Below are 22,819 nucleotides of genomic sequence, written 5' to 3' on the forward strand. Positions count from 1 at the left end.
GGTTATCACACCACCTGTGGGAGCGGGCTTGCCCCGCGATGATCAGACGCTGAAACGCGCCACCAGCCCGTTCAGATCCACCGCCAGGCGTGACAGCTCGGCACTGGCGGCCGTCGTCTGGTGGGCACCGGTGGCCGATTGCACCGACAGGTCGTTGATGTTGACCAGATTGCGGTCCACTTCGCGGGCCACCTGCGCCTGCTCTTCGGCGGCGCTGGCGATCACCAGATTACGCTCGTTGATCTCGGCGACCGCACCGGTGATGGTGTCCAGCGCCAGGCCGGCACCGCGGGCAATGTTCAGCGTCGACTCGGCGCGTTCGGTGCTGTTGCGCATGGAGTTGACCGCCTGCTCGGTACCGCCCTGGATACTGCCGATCATCCGCTCGATTTCACTGGTCGACTGCTGGGTGCGATGGGCCAGGGCGCGCACTTCATCGGCAACCACGGCAAAGCCACGGCCGGCTTCACCGGCACGCGCAGCCTCGATGGCGGCGTTGAGGGCCAGCAGGTTGGTCTGGTCGGCCAAGCCGCGAATCACATCCAGCACCTTGCCGATATCGCGCGATTCTTCCGCCAGGTTGCCGATCAGCTCGGCGGTGCCCTGAACGTCGACGCTCATGCGTTCGATGGCGCTGACAGTTTCCAGCACCAGGTCACGGCCGTCGCCGGCTGAACGGGTGGCTTCCTTCGACGCTTCAGAGGTGCTCACGGCATTGCGCGCCACTTCTTCAACCGCGCTGGTCATCTCGGTGACGGCGGTGGCGGCCTGCTCGATTTCGTTGTTCTGCTGTTGCAGACCACGGGCGCTTTCGTCGGTGACGCTGTTCAATTCTTCGGCCGCCGAAGCGAGCTGAGTAGCCGAGCCAGCAATCAGCTGCAGAGTGTCGCGCAGTTTGTTCTGCATCTTGGCCATGGCCCGCAGCAGCCGTGCGGCTTCATCGTGGCCCTGGGTTTCGATGGTGCGGGTGAGGTCGCCTTCAGCGATGCGCTCGGCCGCTTGCAGGGCCTCATCGATTGGCTTGACGATGCTGCGGGTCAGCAGCAGGGCGCAGATCAGGGTCAGCACCGTGGCGGTCAGCAACAGACCGACGACCAGGCTGATGGCGTTGGAATACTGCTCGGCAGCCGTCTGGTTGATTTCACGGGTTTGCTCGGTGTTGATGCTGACCAGCTGATCCATGACGCCGTTGATCTGCTCGGAACTGTTGAGCATGTCGCGGTTGATCAGGGTGCGCAGGGTTTCCAGATCGTTGTTCTGCGAGGCCTGGTGCATGCGGCTTTCCAGCTGGCGGTACTCGCCGAGCAACTGCACATACTGGTTGTAGGTAGAACGCTCCTGGGGGCTGCTGATCAGTGGTTCATACACCCGGCGCGCTTCATCGATCTGCTGGTTGCGCTGGCTGATCAGCTTGAGGGTGTTCTGCAGGGTGTCGGCTTCGCGGTTGAGCAGCAAGCGATAAGACAAGGTACGCAGGCGCAGGGTCAGTTGGTTGAGCTGATCGAGGTTGGTGATGCTCGGTACCGAAGAGCGCTCGATGAATTCGCCGGCCTGGCGAATTTTGCTCATCTGGTTCAGGGCGAACAGACCCAGGCCCAGCATCAGCGCGCCGATCAAGGCGAACCCCAGCAGCGCGCGCGGGGCGATATTCATATTACGTAGGGACATGGTGGTCTTCCGGAGGGGGAAAAGGCGCGCGATAGCGGCGCCAGATTCAGGATTGCCTTCGCTATCGGACATCCTTGGGCAGACTTGAGGGGCGGAAGATGAAACTGTGAAATAGCCAGCGGTTTTCCTGACAGGCGGGCATCTGCAACGGGAACCGGGCGCTGATCGGTGGGTCAATCTGCACCAGGCCGAAGCGTCTAACCCGATATCCCTGGCGACCACGCGGAGTTTTCTTTATCGTGTGCGCCCCCTGAAAATCCCGAGAAGGCAATCATGTTGGAAACTTCCCTTAGTCAATTGGAACAACTCGTCAGCGACCTGGTACAGAAGAATCAGGAACTGACCGAACGCAACGAGCAGATCGGCGCGGAACTGGCCCAGGCCAAAGATGAAAACGAAAGCCTGCAACTGGCGCTGATGGAACAGGAAGAAAAGCAGGGCGCCACCGCCGCGCGCATCCAGGCCCTGGTCGAGCGCGCCAGCGTCGGTACCGTTAACGCATGAGAACTTCAGCACAGCCGATCAATGTCGTGTCGATCCTTGGCAGCGACTATTCGATCAAGGCCCCCGAAGGCCAGGAACAGGCCCTGGCGCAGGCCGTGCAGATGCTCAACGCGTCGCTGGCCGAGACCAAGCGTAAATACCCGACCCTGATTGGTGACAAGCTGCTGGTTCTCGCAGCGCTGAACCTGTGCTCGCAGCAGATTGAACTGCAACAGCAGCACCAGCAGGCCCTCGACCGTTACCAAGAGCAAGTCAGCGCCACGGTCGATGTCATTGCCCGGACCATCGGCAACAGCTGATCGGCTCCCGCCACACCGTTCTACTTCTTTTGCTTGCTCACTGCCTGTTCGGCAGTGGGCGGCATTGTCGTGGGTCAATGGAATAATTGTATTTTCATCTGTATACAATTGGCCTGGCTATTGCAGCACAAGGCTTATTTACTCAGGGGAAGGTTCATGCAGTTCTGGCGGCGCAGTATCCAGTGGCAATTGATTGCAAGCATGGGCGCAGCCCTGTTGGTGAGCATTCTTATCGTGGTCGGGATCTACTCGCTGGCGGTCAATCGCCTGACCGAGCGTTACCTGGTCGACACGGCATTGCCGGCCAGCATTGAGGCGATTCGTAACGACATCGAGCGGATGTTGAGCCGCCCGTTGACCGCCGCCGCCGATATTGCCAACAACACCCTGCTGCGTGACTGGTTGGCGGCGGGCGAAGACAGTGCCCAGGCGCCGCAATTTATCGAGTACCTCGAAGCCCTGCGGCAGAAAAACCAGGCCTTCACCGCCTTGTTTGCGGCCACCGAAAGCAATCACTACTACAACGAAAAAGGTCTGGATCGCACGTTGAGCCGCAGCAACCCGGCCGACAAATGGTTCTATGGCTTCATCGACAGTGGCAACCCGCGTTTGCTCAATATCGACACCGATGGCAGTAGCGGTGAACTGGCACTGTTCATCGACTACCGGGTGGAAAAGGCCGGCAAACTGGTCGGCATTGCCGGGCTTGGCCTGCGCATGACCGAACTGTCGGAGCTGATCCACAACTTCAGCTTCGGTGAACGCGGCCGGGTGTTTCTGGTGCGCGGCGATGGCCTGATCCAGGTGCATCCGGACCAGCAGTTGAGCGGTAAAAGGAAACTCGCAGAACAGATCGGTGAGACAGCGGCCCAGGCCGTGTTGAGCCGAAACGAAGGTTTGCACAGCAGTCGTTTCGAACGTGACGGTGAAGACTATCTGGCCCTGAGTCTGCCGCTGCGCGATCTGAACTGGACCCTGGTCGCGGAAGTGCCCGAAGCACAGATCTATGCCCCGGTTCGTGAGACGGTGTGGTTGACCAGCCTGATTGGTGCCGCTGTGGCGCTGGTGTCGCTGTTACTGGTGGTGTTGCTCGCCCGCGGCATTGTCCGGCCGATCCGCCGGGTCACCGCAGCGTTGATGGCGATTGGCAACGGTGGCGGTGACCTGACCCAACGCCTGGATGCAACGCGTGCGGATGAACTGGGCGACCTGGCGCGGGGTTTCAATCGCTTTCTCGACAGCCAGCGCGACCTGATCGGTGAAGTGCTGCACACCAGTGAGCGCTTGCACCGTTCGGTCGAGCTGGTGACCCAGGTGGTGGAGAACACCGCTGAGCGCTCGGGGCGTCAGCAGGAAATGACTGAAATGGTTGCCACCGCGGTGCATGAAATGGGCCTGACCGTGCAGGATATTGCGCAGAATGCCGGCAATGCCGCGCAGGCGTCGGAAACAGCGCGCACTGAAGCGCTGGAGGCCCGCGCAGTGGTGCGCCGTTCGATTGCACACATCGAAGGCATGTCCGGTGAAATAGGCCAGGCGGCCACTGCGGTGGGTGAACTGGCCAGTGAAGTGGCGTCAATCGACGAAGTGCTGGCGGTCATCCGCAGCATTTCCGAACAGACCAACCTGCTGGCGCTCAACGCCGCCATCGAAGCGGCGCGTGCCGGCGAGATGGGCCGCGGCTTTGCCGTGGTCGCCGACGAAGTGCGCACCCTGGCACGGCGTACCCAGGTGTCTACCGATGAGGTGCAGCAGATGATCCTGCGTCTCAAGCACGGTGCTGGCAGCGCGGTGGCTTCGATGCAGGCCGGACAGGCCGCTACCGGCACCGGCGTGCAATCCAGCCAGCAGACCGGCGCTTCCCTGAGCACCATCACCGATCAGGTCGAGCACATCAGTGACATGAACCATCAGGTGGCCACGGCGACCGAGCAACAGTCGGCGGTAACCGAAGAGATCAATCGCACCGTTCAGGGTATTTCCGATCTGGCCCGTGCGACGGCAGCCGATGTCCAGGGCTGTCGGGAGGAGTGTCAGGCATTGCGCGGTCTGGCCGATGATCTGGCGCGGCAGATGGGCGGTTTCAGGTTGTAACCGCAGCTATGCGCAGCCATGTATCGTGGGCAGCGATACATGGCTTATGACAATTATCCTTTCACCAGATCTCTGATTTTTTGTTTGCTGTTATCCGTGTGGCCGCGGATAACAATGTCCCAGTTATTGACGACCTGGCTTTCGATAAAGATGACTTCGTCGATACGAACCGCGGTTTCCTGCTTTTCGCCGGTGTGCAGATAGGCAAGATCGCCGACCCGCATACAGGCGAACATTTCCAGGTTGATGTTGGGGCGGGGTTTGCTGAGTACACCATTGATCAGGTAATGAGCAGCACTGATGGAGCGTGTTTCGAGCGACATGTGGATCCCTCCAGATTGAACTTTCCAATGACCCAGAAACAGGTTCTGGGAAAGTCCAATCTAGGCAAGGGAAAACGCCAGTTCAATTGATGAGGGTTCCGCTCCACAGCCGCCTGTGGGCTTCAAGCGCCCATGGCAGTGCGGATATCGGCCGCCAGCTCGCGTACCCGCGCCTCGTCGGTGTCCCACGAGCACATGAACCGCGCGCCACCGCTGCCAATGAAGGTGTAGAAACGCCAGCCCTTGTTGCGCAAGGCTTCCAGTGCCGGTTCCGACATCTGCAGGAACACCCCGTTGGCTTCCACCGGGAACATCAGCTCCACGCCCGGCACGTCGCTGACCAGTTCGCTGAGCAGTTGTGCGCAGCGGTTGGCGTGGGTGCCGTACTTGAGCCAGGCGCCGGTCTCCAGCAAACCGACCCAGGGCGCGGACAGAAAACGCATCTTCGAGGCCAGCTGGCCTGCCTGTTTGCAGCGGTAGTCGAAGTCTTCGGCCAGTTTGCGGTTGAAGAACAGGATCGCCTCACCGACCGCCATGCCGTTTTTGGTGCCGCCAAAGCACAGCACATCGACACCGGCCTTCCAGGTCAGCTCGGCCGGGCTGCAGCCGAGGGAGGCGCAAGCGTTGCTGAAGCGCGCGCCGTCCATGTGCAGGTTCAGGCCCAGCTCCTTGCAGGTAGCGCTGATGGCCTTGAGCTCGTCCGGGCGGTACACCGTGCCAACCTCGGTAGCCTGGGTGATGGTCACCACGCGGGGTTTGGGGTAGTGGATGTCCTGGCGTTTGAGGGCGATTTCGCGGATCGATTCGGGGGTCAGCTTGCCGGCTACACTCCGGGCGGTGAGCAGTTTCGAGCCGTTGGAGAAGAACTCCGGCGCGCCACATTCGTCGGTCTCGACGTGGGCCGTCTCCGAACAGATCACGCTGTGATAGCTCTGGCACAGGGACGACAGCGCCAGCGAGTTGGCGGCGGTGCCGTTGAAGGCGAAGAACACTTCGCAGTCGGTTTCGAACAGTTGGCGAAAGTACTCCGAGGCGCGCGCGGTCCACTGGTCGTCGCCGTAGGAGCGGTCGTGACCCTGGTTGGCTTTTTCCATCGCGGCCCAGGCTTCCGGGCAGATACCTGAGTAGTTGTCGCTGGCGAATTGCTGGCTTTGATCTGTCATGACACTGTCCTGTGAACGACGCAGGTGAGCACTGTAAACAAGATTTATCAAGTCGCCTATACAACTGTCGTGAACGGCAAAGCATCGCGGGGCAAGCCCGCTCCCACAGTGCGGTGGGAGCGGGCTTGCCCCGCGATCAGGTCGCATGTCGTAAACGCACCTTTGTGTGGCGTCCATAGGCATCTGGGCTGTCTGCGTCGGGCATAGGATCGCTGCAAAAGGGCAATTGCCCAACCAGACCCTATGCCGCTGCCGGGAGAGACGCGATGTTCAGCAAGCAAGACCAGATCCAGGGTTACGACGATGCACTGCTGGCGGCGATCAATGCCGAAGAGCAACGCCAGGAAGATCACATCGAGCTGATCGCCTCGGAAAACTACACCAGCAAGCGCGTCATGCAGGCCCAAGGCAGCGGCCTGACCAACAAATACGCCGAAGGCTACCCGGGCAAGCGCTACTACGGCGGTTGCGAGCATGTGGATAAAGTCGAGCAACTGGCCATCGATCGCGCCAAGCAGCTATTCGGCGCCGACTACGCCAACGTCCAGCCACACTCCGGCTCCTCGGCCAACAGTGCCGTGTACCTGGCCCTGCTGCAGGCCGGCGATACCATTCTCGGCATGAGCCTGGCTCACGGCGGTCACCTGACCCACGGCGCCAAGGTGTCGTCTTCGGGCAAGCTGTACAACGCGGTGCAGTACGGCATCGACACTCGCACCGGGCTGATCGACTACGACGAAGTCGAGCGCCTGGCCGTCGAACACAAGCCGAAGATGATCGTTGCCGGGTTCTCGGCCTACTCGAAAACCCTCGATTTCCCGCGCTTTCGTCAGATCGCTGACAAGGTCGGCGCCTACCTGTTCGTCGACATGGCTCATGTTGCCGGTCTGGTGGCGGCGGGTCTGTACCCGAACCCGCTGCCTTACGCCGATGTGGTCACCACCACCACCCACAAGACCCTGCGTGGTCCACGTGGCGGCCTGATCCTGGCGCGCAGTAACGAAGAGATCGAGAAGAAGCTCAACGCCGCAGTATTCCCCGGTGCCCAGGGCGGCCCTCTGATGCATGTGATCGCGGCCAAGGCGGTGTGCTTCAAGGAGGCGCTGGAGCCTGGCTTCAAGACGTATCAACAGCAGGTCATCGACAACGCCCAGGCCATGGCCAAGGTGTTTATCGAGCGCGGCTTCGACGTGGTTTCCGGCGGCACCGACAACCACCTGTTCCTGGTCAGCCTGATTCGCCAGGGCCTGACCGGCAAGGATGCTGACGCCGCCCTCGGCCGCGCGCACATTACCGTCAACAAGAATGCCGTGCCCAACGATCCACAGTCGCCGTTCGTCACCTCCGGCCTGCGCATCGGCACCCCGGCGGTCACCAGCCGCGGCTTCAAGGTGGCCCAGTGCGTGGAGCTGGCCGGCTGGATCTGCGACATCCTCGACAACCTCGGCGATGCCGATGTCGAGGCCGATGTTGCGCAGAACGTGTCGGCACTCTGTGCAGATTTTCCGGTTTATCGCTGAGCGGTTCAGGAGTGAAGACTATGCAACGTTACTCGGGCTTCGGCCTTTTCAAGCACTCGCTCAGCCATCACGAAAACTGGCAGCGCATGTGGCGCACGCCGACCCCGAAAAAGGTCTACGACGTGGTCATCGTCGGCGGTGGCGGGCACGGCCTGGCCACCGCCTACTACCTGGCCAAAGAGCACGGCATCACCAACGTGGCGGTGGTCGAGAAGGGCTGGCTGGGCGGCGGTAACACCGCGCGCAACACCACCATCGTGCGTTCCAACTACCTGTGGGACGAGTCGGCGCACCTCTATGAGCATGCGATGAAGCTCTGGGAAGGCCTGTCGCAAGACATCAACTACAACGTGATGTTCTCCCAGCGCGGCGTCTACAACCTTTGCCACACCCTGCAGGACATGCGCGATTCCGAGCGCCGGGTCAGCGCCAACCGCCTCAACGGCGTGGACGGCGAGTTGCTCAATGCCCAGCAGGTCGCCGAAGAGATCCCCTACCTGGACTGCTCGAAAAACACCCGCTACCCGATCATCGGCGCCACCGTGCAACGGCGCGGCGGCGTTGCCCGTCACGATGCCGTGGCCTGGGGCTATGCCCGCGCCGCCGACGCCCTGGGCGTGGACCTGATCCAGCAGACCGAAGTGATCGGCTTTCGCAAGGAAAACGGCGTGGTTATCGGCGTCGAGACCAACAAGGGTTTTATCGGCGCCAAGCGCGTCGGTGTGGTCACCGCCGGTAACTCCGGGCACATGGCCAAGCTCGCCGGCTTCCGCCTGCCGATCGAATCGCATCCGCTGCAGGCGCTGGTGTCCGAACCGCTCAAGCCGATCATCGACAGCGTGATCATGTCCAACGCCGTGCACGGCTATATCAGCCAGTCGGACAAGGGCGACCTGGTCATCGGCGCCGGTATCGACGGCTGGGTCGGTTACGGTCAGCGCGGTTCCTACCCGGTGATCGAACACACCCTGCAGGCCATCGTCGAAATGTTCCCGATTCTTTCGCGGGTGCGCATGAACCGCCAGTGGGGCGGCATCGTCGACACCACGCCGGACGCTTGCCCGATCATCTCCAAGACCCCGGTGAAGAACATGTTCTTCAACTGCGGCTGGGGCACCGGTGGCTTCAAGGCCACGCCGGGCTCGGGCAACGTTTTTGCCGCCAGTCTGGCCAAGGGCGAAATGCACCCGCTGGCCAAACCCTTTTCCATCGACCGTTTCTACAACGGTGCACTGATCGACGAACACGGCGCCGCCGCTGTCGCCCACTAACAGGAGAAATCCCCATGTTGCATATCTTCTGTCCCCACTGCGGCGAGCTGCGCTCCGAAGAGGAGTTCCACGCCGCAGGCCAGGCGCACATTCCGCGGCCGCAGGACCCCAACGCCTGCTCCGACGAGGAGTGGGGCACCTACATGTTCTTCCGCGACAACCCGCGTGGCCTGCACCACGAGCTGTGGATTCACGCCGCCGGTTGCCGCCAGTACTTCAACGCCACCCGTGACACGGTGACCTACGAAATTCTGGAAACCTATCCGATCGGCGCCAAACCGCAAGTGACCGGCAAAAACACCAGCCCGCAGTTGGCAGTCAGTGGTCAGGGAGAAAAGGTATGAGCCAGGTCTATCGCCTGTCCAGCGGCGGTCGTATCGATCGCAGCAAAGTCTTGAATTTCACCTTCAACGGTCAGACCTACCAGGGTTATGCCGGTGACACCCTGGCCGCGGCGTTGCTGGCCAACGGTGTGGATATCGTCGGGCGCAGCTTCAAGTACTCGCGCCCGCGCGGGATCATCGCCGCAGGCTCGGAAGAGCCGAACGCGATCCTGCAGATCGGTGCCACCGAAGCCACCCAGGTGCCCAACGTGCGCGCCACCCAGCAGGCCCTGTATGCCGGCCTGGTGGCCACCAGCACCAACGGCTGGCCGAGCGTCAACACCGACGTCATGGGGATTCTCGGCAAGGTCGGCGGCAAGCTGATGCCGCCGGGCTTCTACTACAAGACCTTCATGTACCCGCAGTCGTTCTGGATGACCTACGAGAAGTACATCCGCAAGGCCGCGGGCCTTGGGCGTGCGCCGCTGGAAAACGATCCGGACAGCTACGACTACATGAACCAGCACTGCGACGTGCTGGTGGTCGGCGCCGGGCCAGCCGGCCTGGCCGCGGCATTGGCTGCCGGGCGCAGCGGTGCGCGGGTGATCCTTGCCGATGAGCAGGAAGAGTTCGGTGGCAGCCTGCTCGACAGCCGTGAAAGCCTGGATGGCAAACCGGCGGCCGAATGGGTCGCGGCGGTAGTAGCCGAGCTCAAGGGCATGCGCGAAGTGACCCTGTTGCCACGGGCCACGGTCAACGGTTACCACGACCACAACTTCCTTACCATCCACGAGCGTCTTACCGATCACCTGGGTGATCGCGCGCCGATCGGCACCGTGCGCCAGCGCATGCACCGGGTGCGCGCCAAGCGCGTGGTGCTGGCCACTGGTGCTCACGAGCGGCCACTGGTGTACGGCAACAACGATGTGCCGGGCAACATGCTCGCCGGTGCGGTTTCCACCTACGTGCGTCGCTATGGCGTGGCGCCGGGTCGCAACCTGGTGCTGTCGACCAACAACGACCATGCCTACCGTGTGGCGCTGGACTGGCATGACGCCGGCCTGAAGGTGGTCGCCATCGCTGATGCCCGGCACAACCCGCGCGGTTCGCTGGTGGAAGAGGCGCGCGCCAAGGGCATGCGCATCCTCACCTCCAGTGCGGTGATCGAGTCGCGTGGCAGCAAGCATGTCACCGCTGCCCGTGTCGCTGCGATTGACCTCAAGGCGCACAAAGTCGCAAGTCCCGGCGAATGGCTGGACTGCGACCTGGTTGCCACTTCCGGCGGCTACAGCCCGGTGGTGCACCTGGCCTCGCACCTGGGCGGCAAACCAATCTGGCGTGAAGACATCCTCGGCTTCGTGCCGGGCGACGCACCGCAGAAGCGTGTGTGTGTCGGTGGCATCAACGGTGTGTTCGCCTTGGCCGACACCCTGGCCGACGGTTTCGAAGGCGGCGTGCGCGCGGCCACAGAAGCGGGCTTCAAGGCTGTACAGGGCACGCTGCCGAAAGTCCTGGCGCGTCAGGAAGAAGCCACCGTGGCACTGTTCCAGGTGCCGCACGACAAGAACACTGCGCGGGCGCCGAAGCAATTCGTCGACCAGCAGAACGACGTCACCGCCGCCGCCATCGAACTGGCTACGCGTGAAGGCTTCGAGTCGGTCGAGCACGTCAAACGCTACACCGCCCTGGGCTTCGGCACCGACCAGGGCAAGCTGGGCAATATCAACGGCCTGGCCATCGCGGCACGCTCGATGGGCATCACCATTCCGGAAATGGGCACCACCATGTTCCGCCCCAACTACACGCCGATCACCTTCGGTGCCGTGGCTGGGCGACACTGTGGGCACCTGTTCGAGCCAGTGCGGTTTACCGCATTGCATGCCTGGCACCTGAAAAACGGCGCCGAGTTCGAAGACGTCGGCCAGTGGAAACGGCCGTGGTACTTCCCGCGCAACGGCGAAGACATTCATGCCGCCGTGGCCCGTGAGTGCAAGGCCGTGCGTGACAGCGTCGGCCTGCTCGATGCCTCGACCCTGGGCAAGATCGACATCCAGGGCCCGGACGCCCGCGAGTTCCTCAACCGCATCTACACCAACGCCTGGACCAAGCTCGATGTGGGCAAGGCCCGTTATGGCCTGATGTGCAAGGAAGACGGCATGGTCTTCGACGACGGCGTCACTGCCTGCGTCGGTGAAAACCACTTCATCATGACCACCACGACCGGCGGCGCGGCGCGTGTGTTGCAGTGGCTGGAGATTTATCAACAGACCGAATGGCCGGACCTGAAGGTTTACTTCACCTCGGTGACCGACCACTGGGCGACCCTGACCCTGTCGGGCCCGAACAGCCGCAAGCTGCTCGGCGAAGTGACCGATATCGACCTGGACAAGGACGCCTTCCCGTTCATGAGCTGGAAGGAAGGCCTGGTCGCTGGTGTGCCAGCGCGCGTCTTCCGTATCTCGTTCACCGGTGAGCTGTCGTACGAGATCAACATCCAGGCCAACTACGCCATGGGCGTGCTGGAGAAAATCGCCGAGGCCGGCAAACAGTACAACCTCACCCCTTACGGCACCGAGACCATGCACGTGCTGCGGGCGGAGAAGGGCTTCATCATCGTCGGCCAGGACACCGACGGCTCGATGACCCCGGACGATCTGAACATGGGCTGGTGTGTGGGCCGGACCAAGCCGTTCTCGTGGATTGGCTGGCGCGGGATGAACCGCGAAGACTGCGTGCGCGAGAACCGCAAGCAGCTGGTCGGACTCAAGCCGGTCGACCCGAACCAGTGGCTGCCGGAAGGTGCGCAACTGGTGTTTGACCCGAAACAAGCGATCCCGATGGACATGGTCGGTCACGTGACGTCCAGCTATGCCAGCAACTCCCTGGGCTATTCCTTCGCCATGGGTGTGGTGAAAGGCGGGCTCAAGCGTATTGGCGAGCGGGTTTACTCACCGCAGGCCGATGGCAGTGTGATTGAAGCGGAGATCTGTTCTTCGGTGTTCTTCGATCCGAAGGGTGAGCGGCAGAACGTTTAATCGATCTGGTGGCTTGATGACCTGTGGGAGCCGGCGTTGCCGGCGATGGGGCGCGTAGCGGCCCTGGTGTTGGCAAGGCTGTGCCTTGCATCGCCGGCAACGCCGGCTCCCACAAGGTAGTCGCCCTACAGAAAACGAATTCAAGGCAGGTGAGTAATGAGCACGATCAACGTCTACCAGCAACGCCCCGGCAACGACGTCAAGGCCGAGTCGCCACTGCATCACGCCGACCTGCCCAGCCTGGTCGGCAAAGGCCGCAAGAACGCCGGGGTAACCCTGCGTGAACACAAGTTCCTCGGTCATCTGACCCTGCGTGGCGATGGCCGCGATCCGGCGTTCGCCGGTGGCGTGTTCAAGGCCCTGGGCCTGGAACTGCCGGTGGCGCTGACCGTGGTCGCCAACGGCGAGATGTCGCTGCAATGGCTGGGCCCGGATGAATGGCTGCTGATCGTGCCCGGCGGCCAGGAGTTCGCCGTCGAGCAGAAACTGCGTGACGCCCTCGACGGCCAGCATATCCAGGTGGTCAACGTCAGCGGCGGGCAAACCCTGCTGGAACTGAGCGGCCCGAATGTGCGCGAAGTGCTGATGAAATCCACCAGCTACGATGTACACCCAAACAACTTCCCCGTCGGCAAGGCCGTGGGCACGGTGTTCGCCAAGTCGCAACTGGTGATCCGCCGTACTGGCGAGGAAACCTGGGAACTGCTGATCCGCCGCAGCTTCTCCGATTACTGGTGGCTGTGGCTGCAGGACGCGGCAGCCGAATACGGTTTGAGCATCGAGGCCTAGGGAGAGTCGTCATGAGCCGAGCACCGGACACCTGGATTCTCACCGCTGACTGTCCGAGCCTGCTCGGCACGGTGGATGTGGTGACGCGTTATCTGTATGAGCAGCGCTGCTACGTCACCGAGCACCATTCGTTCGATGACCGGCTGTCCGGGCGTTTCTTCATTCGCGTGGAATTCCGTCAGCCGGATGATTTCGACGAAGCCGGTTTCCGTGCCGGCCTTGGTGAGCGTGGCGAGGCCTTTGGCATGCTGTTCGAGCTAACCGCGCCCAAGCACCGGCCGAAAGTGGTGATCATGGTGTCCAAAGCCGATCACTGTCTCAACGACCTGCTCTATCGCCAGCGCATCGGGCAATTGAGCATGGACGTTGTGGCGGTGATCTCCAATCACCCGGATCTCGAGCCGCTGGCGCACTGGCACCGCATTCCCTACTACCACTTCGCCCTGGATCCGCACGACAAACCGGCGCAGGAGCGCAAGGTGCTGCAGGTGATCGAGGAATCCGGCGCCGAGCTGGTGATCCTTGCCCGCTACATGCAGGTACTGTCGCCGGAACTGTGCCGCAAACTCGACGGCTGGGCGATCAACATCCATCACTCGCTGTTGCCGGGTTTCAAGGGCGCCAAGCCTTATCACCAGGCCTACAACAAAGGCGTGAAGCTGGTGGGGGCGACGGCGCACTACATCAACAACGACCTCGACGAAGGGCCGATCATTGCCCAGGGCGTGGAGTCGGTCGATCACAGCCATTATCCGGAAGACCTGATCGCCAAGGGGCGCGATATCGAGTGCCTGACGTTGGCACGGGCGGTGGGCTATCACATTGAGCGGCGGGTGTTTCTGAACGCCAACAGGACGGTAGTGCTTTGATCGCGGGGCAAGCCCGCTCCCACCGGGTTGAGTGGCCCCGGTGGGAGCGGGCTTGCCCCGCGATAAAACAAACAGATTCCAGTAACCCAGCGCCGCCCCCGGGCAGCGCACTTTGCACCGCTACATAACAACAAACTTTAGCGAGGTAAAAGCATGTCTGGTAATCGTGGTGTGGTGTATCTCGGCGCCGGCAAGGTCGAGGTGCAGAAAATTGACTACCCAAAAATGCAGGATCCGCGTGGCAAGAAGATCGAGCACGGGGTGATCCTCAGGGTGGTCTCCACCAACATCTGTGGCTCCGACCAGCACATGGTCCGTGGCCGTACCACGGCCCAGGTCGGCCTGGTGCTGGGCCATGAAATCACCGGCGAGGTGATCGAAAAAGGCCGCGACGTGGAAAACCTGCAGATCGGCGATCTGGTCTCGGTGCCCTTCAACGTCGCCTGTGGCCGCTGCCGCTCCTGCAAGGAACAACACACCGGCGTCTGCCTGACCGTCAACCCGGCCCGCGCCGGTGGTGCCTACGGCTATGTCGACATGGGCGACTGGACCGGTGGCCAGGCCGAATACGTGCTGGTGCCTTACGCCGATTTCAACCTGCTGAAACTGCCTAACCGCGACAAGGCCATGGAGAAGATCCGCGACCTGACCTGCCTCTCCGACATCCTGCCGACCGGCTATCACGGCGCGGTGACTGCCGGGGTCGGTCCGGGCAGCTCGGTGTACATCGCCGGTGCCGGCCCTGTGGGCCTGGCTGCGGCGGCTTCGGCACGTCTGCTGGGTGCTGCAGTGGTAATCGTCGGTGACGTCAATCCGGTGCGTCTGGCGCACGCCAAGGCCCAGGGCTTTGAAATTGCCGACCTGTCCCAGGACACCCCGCTGCACGAACAGATCGCCAACCTGCTGGGCGAGCCGGAAGTGGATTGCGCGGTGGACGCCGTGGGCTTCGAAGCGCGTGGTCATGGCCATGCCGGGGCCAAGCATGAAGCGCCGGCGACTGTACTCAACTCGTTGATGGGGGTGGTGCGGGTTGCTGGCAAGATCGGTATTCCCGGGCTGTATGTCACTGAAGACCCGGGTGCGGTGGATGCCGCGGCGAAGATCGGCAGCCTGAGCATTCGCTTCGGCCTGGGTTGGGCCAAGTCGCACAGCTTCCACACCGGGCAGACCCCGGTGATGAAGTACAACCGCCAGCTGATGCAGGCGATCATGTGGGACCGCATAAACATTGCCGAAGTGGTGGGCGTGCAGGTGATCAGCCTGGATCAGGCGCCTGAAGGGTATGGCGAGTTTGATGCCGGGGTGCCGAAGAAGTTTGTCATCGATCCGCACAAGCTGTTCAGTGCGGCCTGACGAATTATTTTGGGGCCGCTTTGCGGCCCATCGCCGGCAAGGCCAGCTCCCACAGTGTCCGCTGCATGCAGTGCCACTGTGGGCGTTGGCCTTGGCAATGGAACATTCCCCCGCCGACACAGTCCAACCCTCGTTTCCCCCCGCCTTTACGGCTGACGAGGTCTACCCATGAAACGTTTTGCACTGGTCACCCTGATGACCCTGGCTGCCAGCCCGGTGTTTGCCTTCAACCTCAGCGATGCGGCCAATGCCGTGTCGGCCATGCAAGGCAACAAGGACGGTGCTGCCGTGCAGGCGCCAGCCGCCTCGGCGAATCTGCTCAACACCCTCGGCAGCGAGCTGAAAATCACCCCTGAACAAGCTATCGGTGGCACCGGCGCCTTGCTCGGTCTGGCCCGTAATCAACTCAGCAGCGCTGACTATGAACAACTGAGCAAAGCTGTGCCGGGCCTCGATCTGCTCTCTGGCGAGAACGCCCTGGGCGGCCTGAGTGGGCTGGGTGAGTTGCTCGGCAAGAGCGGCAATTCGTCGGCCCTGAGCAATGCCCTGGGCGACAACGTCAAAGACACCAATGACCTGAACAACGCTTTCAGTGCCCTGGGCATGGACACCGGCATGATCGGCCAGTTTGCCCCGCTGATCCTGCAGTACCTCGGTCAGCAGGGCGTAACCGGTTCACTGTTGCAGAGCCTTGGCGGCCTGTGGGGCACGCCGGCTACGGCTACAGTGCCGTCGGTGTAACGGCTCAGGCTTCGGAGAAGTTCACCGTGCGCACCGGGCGGCGGAATCCGCCCGTCAGCACCATCAGGTAGGCCAGGCCCAGGCCGAACCAGCTCAGACCGATGGTCAGGGTCAGGGTCGACAGGCTGGTCCACAGCCACAGGGTCAGGCTCATGCCCACCAGCGGGATCACACCGTAACGCAGCACCCCGGCCAGGTTGCGGTGGCAGGTGTCGCTGATCAGGTGGGTGCGGATCACCGCCAGGTTCACCGCCGAGAACGCCACCAGGGCGCCAAAGCTGATCAGCGATGCCAGGGTGGCGAGGTCGATCACCAGCGCCAACAGGGAAAACGCCGAGACCACCAGGGTCGCAGTGACCGGGGTGCCGAAGCGTGGCGAGAGGGTGGCGAACCAGCGTTGTGGCAAGACCTTGTCCCGGCCCATGGTGTAGAGAATCCGCGATACCGCCGCTTGCGAAGCCAGGGCCGAACCCAGGCTGCCGGCAACGAACGCGGCGGTGAAAAAGTTGGCCAGGAACTGGCCACCGGCCTTGAACATGACTTCGTTGGCGGCTGCGTCGGTATTGGCGAAATGGCTGCCTGGCAATACCAGCTGGCTGATATAGGCCAGCAGGGTGAACAGCAGGCCAGCACCGAGGGTGGTGAGGATGATAGCCCGTGGCACGTTACGCTCCGGGTCCTTGGTCTCTTCAGCCAGGGTCGACACCGCATCGAAGCCAAGGAACGACAGGCACAACACCGCCGCCCCCGCCATCAGATGACCGAAGCCCGGCTGGCTGCCATCGCCGAGAAAAGGTGAGAGCACATCGACCGCTTGCCCGCCGCCCAAGGTTTTCAGCGACAAGGCGACGAACACCCCGATGAAGACAATCTGCGCGCCGACAATCAAGTTGCTGGCCTTGGCCACCGAGTTGATGCCGACGACGTTGAGCACGGTAACCAGGGCGATCGAGGCGAGGATGATGGTCCAGACCGGGATGCTCGGGAAGGCGATGTTCAGGAACAGGCCGATGAGCAGGTAATTGATCATCGGCAGGAACAGGTAGTCGAGCAGCAGCGACCAGCCAGCGAGAAAGCCGACGCTCGGCCCGAACGCCAGGTTGGCGTAAGAGTAGGCCGAACCGGCGACCGGAAAGCGCCGGACCATGAAACTGTAGGACGTTGCCGTGAACAGCATGGCCAGCAGGGTGACCAGGTAGGCGCCGGCGGTGCGTCCCCCGGTGAGTTCGGTGACGATGCCGTAGGTGGTGAAGATGGTCAGCGGGACCATGTACACCAGCCCGAAGAACACCAGGGCGGGAAGCCCGAGGACGCGGCGCAGTTGAGCGGAATCTGCCTGGGCAGCATTGCTGGATTGGTTGGCCATTGATCGATCCTGGCTTTTTTGTAGTTGTTTTGTTGATCGATTTTTATCCAGTTAAGCGGCCAATAGCAAAGAAGATTCCCTTATCTTGATTATTAATACAGATTTTAATCGGCTATCGCGGAGCAAGCTCCGCCCGCAAGGCTTCAATCCGCTGATCCTTGTCGTGCCACAGCTGGTTGACCCACTCCTGTACCGCCTGGCGTACAACCGGATCGTTCTCGTAGTCGCCATCCCACAGCGCCGGGTCCAGCTCGTGCACCTGGATATCGATGATCACTTTCGGTACTGCGCCACTGAGCAGGTCCCAGAAGCCCGGCGCCTTGTCACCGGGGTAGACGATGGTGACGTCAAGCAGGGCATCGAGCTGTTCGCCCAGCGCCGCCAGTACGAAGGCGACACCACCGGCCTTGGGTTTGAGCAGGTGCTTGTAGGGTGACTGCTGGGCCACGCGTTTGGCCTCGGTGAAGCGTGTGCCTTCGAGGTAGTTGACCACGGTGACCGGTTGGCGCTTGAACAGCTCGCAGGCGGCCTTGGTGATTTCCAGGTCCTGGCCTTTGAGTTCTGGATGTTTGTCGAGAAACGCTTTGCTGTAGCGCTTCATGAACGGGTAATCCAGCGCCCACCAGGCCAGGCCCAGCAGCGGCACCCAGATCAGCTCTTTTTTCAGGAAGAATTTGAAGAACGGAATACGCCGGTTGAGCACCTGGATCAGCGCCGGGATATCGACCCAGCTCTGGTGGTTGCTGATGGCCAGGTAGGATGTGTCCAGGCGCAGGTCATCGGCACCGCGCACGTCCCACACCGTGGGGATGCACAGGCGGAAAATCAGTTTGTCGATTTCAGACCAGGTTTCGGCGATCCACATCACCGTCCATGAAGCGTAGTCACGGTATCGGCCGGGCAGGACCAGTTTGAGCAGGGCAAAGACCAGCAATGGGCCGATCAGGACCAGGGTGTTGAGCAGCAACAGCAAGGTCACAAGAATGCCCGTCAGTAAGCGGCGCATAAGATAGCTCTTATATTCAAGTAAGCGGCCGGCAATGATAAGCAGCCTATCGGCTTACGCCAAATGCTCAGGTCTGCTTGAGCGGGACAAATGTTTCACATTGTGTTGAATAAGCTGTTAGCGCGAACCTATCCTGCCTTTGCAGTCTAAACACTGTCTTATCTCAAGGAAGCGGATCCCTGTGAAATCTGTACTTGCACTGCTGTCGCTGCTGGCCCTTCCGGTAATGGCTGCCGAGCCGACCCTGTATGGCCGCTACGAATACATCACGCTGCCGGAATTTGGCGGTGAAACTCTCAAGGCGAAAATGGACACCGGCGCGCTGACCGCATCGTTGTCGGCCAAAGACATTGAGCTTTTCACCCGCGATGGTGAAGAGTGGGTGCGTTTCCGCCTGGCGACCAAGGACTCCAGCGGCAAGGTTTACGAACACAAGCTGGCGCGCATCAGCAAGATCAAGAACCGCGCCGATGAAGATGAAGACGGTGAAGGTGCGGAGATCAGCAAGCGTCCGGTGGTGGACCTTGAGCTGTGCCTGGGTGATGTCAAACGCACGGTGGAGGTCAATCTGACCGACCGCAGCAGTTTCAATTATCCGCTGCTGATCGGTGCCAAGGCGTTGCGTGAGTTCAAGGCGGCGGTGAACCCGGCGCGGCGTTTTATGGCGGGCAAGCCTGAGTGCTGATACGCGGTGGGGCTTGCGGTGGGAGCGGGCTTGCCCCGCGATGCGCTGTGACTGATTCACCGCAATCGCGGGGCAAGCCCGCTCCCACCGGGGAGGCGGAACATCCTATGGGCCTTGCCAGGCACCCAAGAATCTCCTACAAGATGCAACATCTCTGTGCCAGGCCCGGACGCCATGCCCCACATTCTCATTGTCGAAGACGAAGCGGCCATCGCCGATACCCTGATTTTTGCCTTGCAGGGTGATGGTCACAGCACAAAGTGGGTGACCCTGGGCAGTGCTGCGCTCGAGCAGCAGCGTCAGCGGCCAGCCGATCTGATCATCCTCGACATCGGCCTGCCGGATATCAGCGGCTTCGAAACCTGCCGCCAATTGCGGCGTTTCAGTGATGTGCCGGTGATGTTCCTCAGTGCCCGCGACGGTGAAATCGACCGCGTGGTCGGCCTGGAAATCGGCGCCGACGACTATGTGGTCAAACCCTTCAGCCCGCGTGAAGTCGCGGCACGGGTGCGGGCCATCCTCAAACGTATGGCACCGCGTGCCGAGCCTGTGATTGCGCCTGTCTTGTTCCAGGTCGATACCCTGCGCATGCAGATCAGCTACCGCGGTCAGCCCCTGAGTCTGACGCGCCACGAATTCCGCCTGTTACAAAGCCTGCTGGAGCAACCCGAGCGGGTGTTCAGCCGCGAGCAACTGCTCGATGCCGTTGGTGTACCGGCCGACGCCGGTTATGAACGCAGCATCGACAGCCATATCAAGAGTTTGCGTGCCAAGCTGCGCCAGGTGGCCGCCGAAGCCGAGCCGATCCAGACCCACCGTGGTCTGGGCTACAGCTACAGCCCGAGCCACAGCTGATGCGCTTGGGCATCCGTATCTTCCTGGTCTACTTCCTGTTTGTCGGGCTGACCGGCTATTTCATTCTCAGCACCGTGCGTGAGGAAATCCGCCCCGGTGTGCGCCAGTCCACTGAAGAAACCCTGGTGGACACCGCCAACCTGCTCGCCGAAATCCTTCACGACGACGTCAAGGCCGGTACCCTTGGCCAGAGCCGCCTGCCGCAGGTGTTGCGTGCCTATGGCCAGCGTCAGCCGAAGGCCGATATCTGGGGGCTGTCGAAGAATCAGGTCAACCATCGCATCTATGTCACCGATGCCAAGGGCCTTGTCCTGCTCGACTCCAGTGGTGCGGCAGTCGGCCAGGACTACTCACGCTGGAACGACGTCTACCTGACCCTGCGCGGCGAATATGGCGCGCGTTCGACCCGCAGCGACCCGGATGATCCCGAATCGTCAGTGATGCACGTCGCCGCGCCGATTCTCGATGAAGGCAAGATCATCGGCGTGGTCACCGTGGCCAAGCCGAACAAGTCATTGCAGCCGTATATCGACCGCTCCGAGCGGCGGTTGCTGTACCTGGGGCTGGGCCTGATCGGCCTCGGCTTGCTGGTCGGTGCGGCGCTGTCGTGGTGGCTGGCCCGTTCGCTCCGACGCCTGACCCATTACGCCCAGGCCGTCAGTGAAGGTGAGCGAACCGCGCTGCCGCACTATCGCGGAGGTGAACTGGGGCAACTGGCGGCAGCGGTGGAGCGTATGCGCACTCAGCTGGACGGCAAGGACTATGTCGAGCGCTACGTCCACACCCTGACCCATGAGCTCAAAAGCCCGCTGGCGGCCATTCGCGGCGCCTCGGAGCTGCTCCAGGGGCCGATGCCGGAGGCGCAACGCCAGCGCTTTGCCGACAACATCGAGAGCGAAAGCGCACGCATGCAGCAGTTGATCGAGCGCCTGCTCAACCTGGCGCAGGTCGAACAGCTGCAGACTCTGGAAGAACAGCAGCAGGTGTCGCTGGCGGCCCTGGTTGATGAGCTGTTGCTGGCCCAGAGTGCGCGGATCGAAAGCAACGGTCTGCAGGTGCGCCAACGTGTACCGGCGAACACCCGCCTGCTGTGTGAGCCGTTCCTTATGCGCCAGGCCATCGCCAACCTGCTGGACAACGCTCTGGACTTCACTCCGCCCGGCGGCAAGCTGGTGTTCGAACTGGAGAAGCAGGGCACACGTGTGGCCCTGAGCCTGTTCAACCAGGGTGAGGCGATCCCCGACTATGCCCTGGGGCGGGTGAGCGAGCGCTTCTATTCGCTACCGCGCCCGCTTAGCGGGCGCAAGAGTACCGGGCTGGGGCTGAACTTTGTTGAGGAAGTCATGCAGCTGCATGGCGGTTCGCTGGAAGTAGCCAACGTCGAGGACGGTGTCCGTGTGCGCTTGTGGCTGCCGGCCAAACGCCTGGACTGAAACTTCACACACTCTGCACGCAAGCTCCACACATCTCCCCAAGGGCTCCATGTTGATTGCGCAGACTCTGCTGATCGAAACCGGAGTGTTGCCCCATGAGCCGAACCTTGAGTCTGAAATTAGGCACCATCGCCTTGCTGATCGTGCTGTTGCTTATCCCGCTGTTGATGATCGGCGGCGTGATTGGCGAGCGTCAGCAACTGCGTGACAACGTCGTACAGGATATCGCCCAGAGCGCGAGTTTCAGTCAGCAGATCAGCGGCCCGGTCCTGGTGGTGCCGTACCGCAAGACCGAGCGCCGCTGGAAGACCGAGGACGGCAATACGTTCCAGGAAACCAAGCAAGTCAGTGGGCACCTGTACTTTCTGCCGGAGACCTTCGAACTGAAGTCGGGGATCGACACCGAACTGCGTTCGCGAGGGATTTACCAGGCACGGCTGTTTCATGCCGATAACCACATCAGTGGCCAATTCAAGGTGCCGGCGAACTGGGGCATCAGCGAGGACCTTGAGGATTATCGTTTCGAGCAAGCCTATCTGGCGGTCGGCATCAGTGATATCCGCGGTATCGAAAAGGGCCTGCAATTACAGTTCAATGATCAGCGCCTGGACTTCCAGGCCGGCACCGGCCTGAGCTGGCTGGGCGGTGGTGTGCACGTACCCCTGGGCCGCCTCGACGGCAAGGCAGAAACCCTGTTCGACTACGCCTTCGACCTCAGCTTGCAGGGTACTGGCCAGCTGTATGTGCTGCCGGTTGGCCGCAGCACCAGTGTCAGCATGGCGGCTAACTGGCCGCACCCAAGCTTTGTCGGCAACTACCTGCCGAGCAGCCGCAAGATCGACGCAGGGGGTTTCTCGGCGCGCTGGCAGACGTCGTTCTTTTCCACCAACCTGGAAGACGCCTTGACCCAGTGTGCGGTCAACGCCAACTGCGAGGATTTCCGCAATCGTGCCTTCGGCGTCAGCTTTGTCGACCCGGTGGATCAGTACCTCAAGAGCGAGCGGGCGATCAAATATGCGTTGTTGTTCATCGCCCTGACCTTTGCTGGCTTCTTCCTCTTCGAGATTCTCAAGAACCTCAGCGTGCACCCGATCCAGTACGCCCTGGTGGGGGCGGCCCTAGCGTTGTTCTACCTGCTGATGCTGTCGTTGTCCGAGCATCTGGGCTTTGGCCTGGCCTACCTGTTGTCTGCCGGGGCCTGTGTGCTGCTGATCGGCTTCTATCTGTCGCATGTGCTGCATAGCCTGTGGCGGGCCATGGGCTTTGCCCTCGGGCTGGCGGTGCTCTACGGCATGCTCTACGGGCTGCTGAGCGCCGAGGACTATGCCTTGCTGATGGGCTCACTGCTGTTGTTTGGACTGTTGGGTGTGTTCATGGTCCTGACCCGGCGACTGGACTGGTACAGCGTTGGTCAGGGGAAATTGCAATGAGCGGGTTGCGCGAGGAAAGGCATCTGGGAATGCTGTTGGCCGTGGGTATTGCCAATATGTGGACGGCCGAGGTCAGTGTGGGAGCCGGCCTT

General features: G+C 61.8%; 20 protein-coding genes and 1 pseudogene. 16 read left to right on the forward strand and 5 right to left on the reverse strand.

Annotated elements, in window-relative coordinates:
• Positions 1-42: 42 nt before the first annotated feature.
• On the reverse strand, positions 43-1,668 hold the full coding sequence (locus NPS47_RS22255) for a methyl-accepting chemotaxis protein (protein ID WP_274296915.1): 1,626 nt from the start codon (positions 1,666-1,668) through the stop codon (positions 43-45).
• Between the two features lie 273 nt (positions 1,669-1,941).
• Between NPS47_RS22255 and NPS47_RS22260 the strand changes: the two genes are divergently transcribed.
• The 4 genes and pseudogenes from NPS47_RS22260 (at position 1,942) to NPS47_RS25870 (ending at position 4,565) form a co-directional block, all read left to right on the forward strand.
• Positions 1,942-2,172 carry a hypothetical protein gene (locus NPS47_RS22260; protein WP_274296916.1) on the forward strand — a complete coding sequence of 77 codons (231 nt, stop codon included), beginning with the start codon at positions 1,942-1,944 and terminating at the stop codon, positions 2,170-2,172.
• Positions 2,169-2,471, forward strand: coding sequence for a cell division protein ZapA (locus NPS47_RS22265; protein WP_028942233.1), 303 nt, complete (start codon positions 2,169-2,171; stop codon positions 2,469-2,471). Before NPS47_RS22260 ends, NPS47_RS22265 begins: the two co-directional genes overlap by 4 nt.
• A gap of 201 nt (positions 2,472-2,672) precedes the next feature.
• A pseudogene (locus NPS47_RS25865) lies at positions 2,673-3,704 on the forward strand (HAMP domain-containing protein); the annotation flags it as partial.
• A gap of 132 nt (positions 3,705-3,836) precedes the next feature.
• Positions 3,837-4,565: a methyl-accepting chemotaxis protein gene (locus tag NPS47_RS25870; RefSeq protein ID WP_425313544.1), complete on the forward strand. Its 729-nt coding sequence runs from the start codon at positions 3,837-3,839 to the stop codon at positions 4,563-4,565.
• 53 nt (positions 4,566-4,618) lie between these two features.
• On the opposite strand, the gene NPS47_RS22275 is transcribed toward NPS47_RS25870, so the two are convergent.
• Both NPS47_RS22275 and NPS47_RS22280 read right to left on the reverse strand, forming a co-directional pair.
• Positions 4,619-4,888 carry a hypothetical protein gene (locus NPS47_RS22275; RefSeq protein ID WP_274296918.1) on the reverse strand — a complete coding sequence of 90 codons (270 nt, stop codon included), beginning with the start codon at positions 4,886-4,888 and terminating at the stop codon, positions 4,619-4,621.
• Positions 4,889-5,010: 122 nt separating this feature from the next.
• Positions 5,011-6,051, reverse strand: coding sequence for a low specificity L-threonine aldolase (locus tag NPS47_RS22280; protein WP_274296919.1), 1,041 nt, complete (start codon positions 6,049-6,051; stop codon positions 5,011-5,013).
• Between the two features lie 266 nt (positions 6,052-6,317).
• On the opposite strand from NPS47_RS22280, the gene glyA reads away from it, so the two are divergent.
• The 8 genes from glyA (at position 6,318) to NPS47_RS22320 (ending at position 15,952) form a co-directional block, all read left to right on the forward strand.
• Positions 6,318-7,571 (forward strand): serine hydroxymethyltransferase, encoded by a 1,254-nt coding sequence (gene glyA / locus NPS47_RS22285; RefSeq protein ID WP_274296920.1) that lies wholly within the window; start codon positions 6,318-6,320, stop codon positions 7,569-7,571.
• 20 nt (positions 7,572-7,591) lie between these two features.
• Positions 7,592-8,842, forward strand: coding sequence for a sarcosine oxidase subunit beta family protein (locus NPS47_RS22290; RefSeq protein WP_274296921.1), 1,251 nt, complete (start codon positions 7,592-7,594; stop codon positions 8,840-8,842).
• A 14-nt stretch (positions 8,843-8,856) separates the two neighbouring features.
• On the forward strand, positions 8,857-9,186 hold the full coding sequence (locus NPS47_RS22295; RefSeq protein WP_274296922.1) for a sarcosine oxidase subunit delta: 330 nt from the start codon (positions 8,857-8,859) through the stop codon (positions 9,184-9,186).
• Positions 9,183-12,200 carry a sarcosine oxidase subunit alpha gene (locus NPS47_RS22300; RefSeq protein WP_274296923.1) on the forward strand — a complete coding sequence of 1,006 codons (3,018 nt, stop codon included), beginning with the start codon at positions 9,183-9,185 and terminating at the stop codon, positions 12,198-12,200. Before NPS47_RS22295 ends, NPS47_RS22300 begins: the two co-directional genes overlap by 4 nt.
• Before the next feature lie 156 nt (positions 12,201-12,356).
• Positions 12,357-12,989 (forward strand): sarcosine oxidase subunit gamma, encoded by a 633-nt coding sequence (locus NPS47_RS22305; RefSeq protein ID WP_038605852.1) that lies wholly within the window; start codon positions 12,357-12,359, stop codon positions 12,987-12,989.
• 11 nt (positions 12,990-13,000) lie between these two features.
• Positions 13,001-13,858 (forward strand): formyltetrahydrofolate deformylase, encoded by an 858-nt coding sequence (purU, locus tag NPS47_RS22310; protein WP_274296924.1) that lies wholly within the window; start codon positions 13,001-13,003, stop codon positions 13,856-13,858.
• A 153-nt stretch (positions 13,859-14,011) separates the two neighbouring features.
• Complete coding sequence (gene fdhA / locus NPS47_RS22315; RefSeq protein WP_028942224.1) at positions 14,012-15,211, forward strand: formaldehyde dehydrogenase, glutathione-independent; 1,200 nt, start codon at positions 14,012-14,014, stop codon at positions 15,209-15,211.
• A gap of 168 nt (positions 15,212-15,379) precedes the next feature.
• Positions 15,380-15,952, forward strand: a complete 573-nt coding sequence (locus tag NPS47_RS22320; RefSeq protein WP_274296925.1) for a DUF2780 domain-containing protein — start codon at positions 15,380-15,382, stop codon at positions 15,950-15,952.
• 4 nt (positions 15,953-15,956) lie between these two features.
• Here NPS47_RS22320 and NPS47_RS22325 read toward each other — a convergent pair whose 3' ends face one another.
• The gene (locus NPS47_RS22325) at positions 15,957-17,318 is read right to left on the reverse strand and encodes an APC family permease (RefSeq protein WP_274296926.1); all 1,362 of its coding nucleotides are present in this window, start codon (positions 17,316-17,318) and stop codon (positions 15,957-15,959) included.
• A 112-nt stretch (positions 17,319-17,430) separates the two neighbouring features.
• Positions 17,431-18,324 (reverse strand): acyltransferase, encoded by an 894-nt coding sequence (locus tag NPS47_RS22330; RefSeq protein ID WP_274296927.1) that lies wholly within the window; start codon positions 18,322-18,324, stop codon positions 17,431-17,433.
• 181 nt (positions 18,325-18,505) lie between these two features.
• Here NPS47_RS22330 and NPS47_RS22335 point away from each other — a divergent pair, with 181 nt between their 5' ends.
• The 4 genes from NPS47_RS22335 to creD all read left to right on the forward strand — a co-directional run bounded on the left by NPS47_RS22335 (position 18,506) and on the right by creD (position 22,727).
• Complete coding sequence (locus NPS47_RS22335) at positions 18,506-19,009, forward strand: ATP-dependent zinc protease family protein (protein WP_274296928.1); 504 nt, start codon at positions 18,506-18,508, stop codon at positions 19,007-19,009.
• Between the two features lie 174 nt (positions 19,010-19,183).
• Complete coding sequence (gene creB, locus NPS47_RS22340) at positions 19,184-19,864, forward strand: two-component system response regulator CreB (protein WP_274296929.1); 681 nt, start codon at positions 19,184-19,186, stop codon at positions 19,862-19,864.
• Positions 19,864-21,297, forward strand: a complete 1,434-nt coding sequence (gene creC, locus NPS47_RS22345; RefSeq protein WP_274296930.1) for a two-component system sensor histidine kinase CreC — start codon at positions 19,864-19,866, stop codon at positions 21,295-21,297. The genes creB and creC overlap by 1 nt, the downstream gene beginning before the upstream one ends.
• A 95-nt stretch (positions 21,298-21,392) precedes the next feature.
• Positions 21,393-22,727, forward strand: a complete 1,335-nt coding sequence (gene creD, locus NPS47_RS22350) for a cell envelope integrity protein CreD (protein WP_274296931.1) — start codon at positions 21,393-21,395, stop codon at positions 22,725-22,727.
• Positions 22,728-22,819 lie beyond the last annotated feature (92 nt).

Source organism: Pseudomonas putida (assembly GCF_028682475.1).
GTDB lineage: Bacteria > Pseudomonadota > Gammaproteobacteria > Pseudomonadales > Pseudomonadaceae > Aquipseudomonas > Aquipseudomonas putida_AG.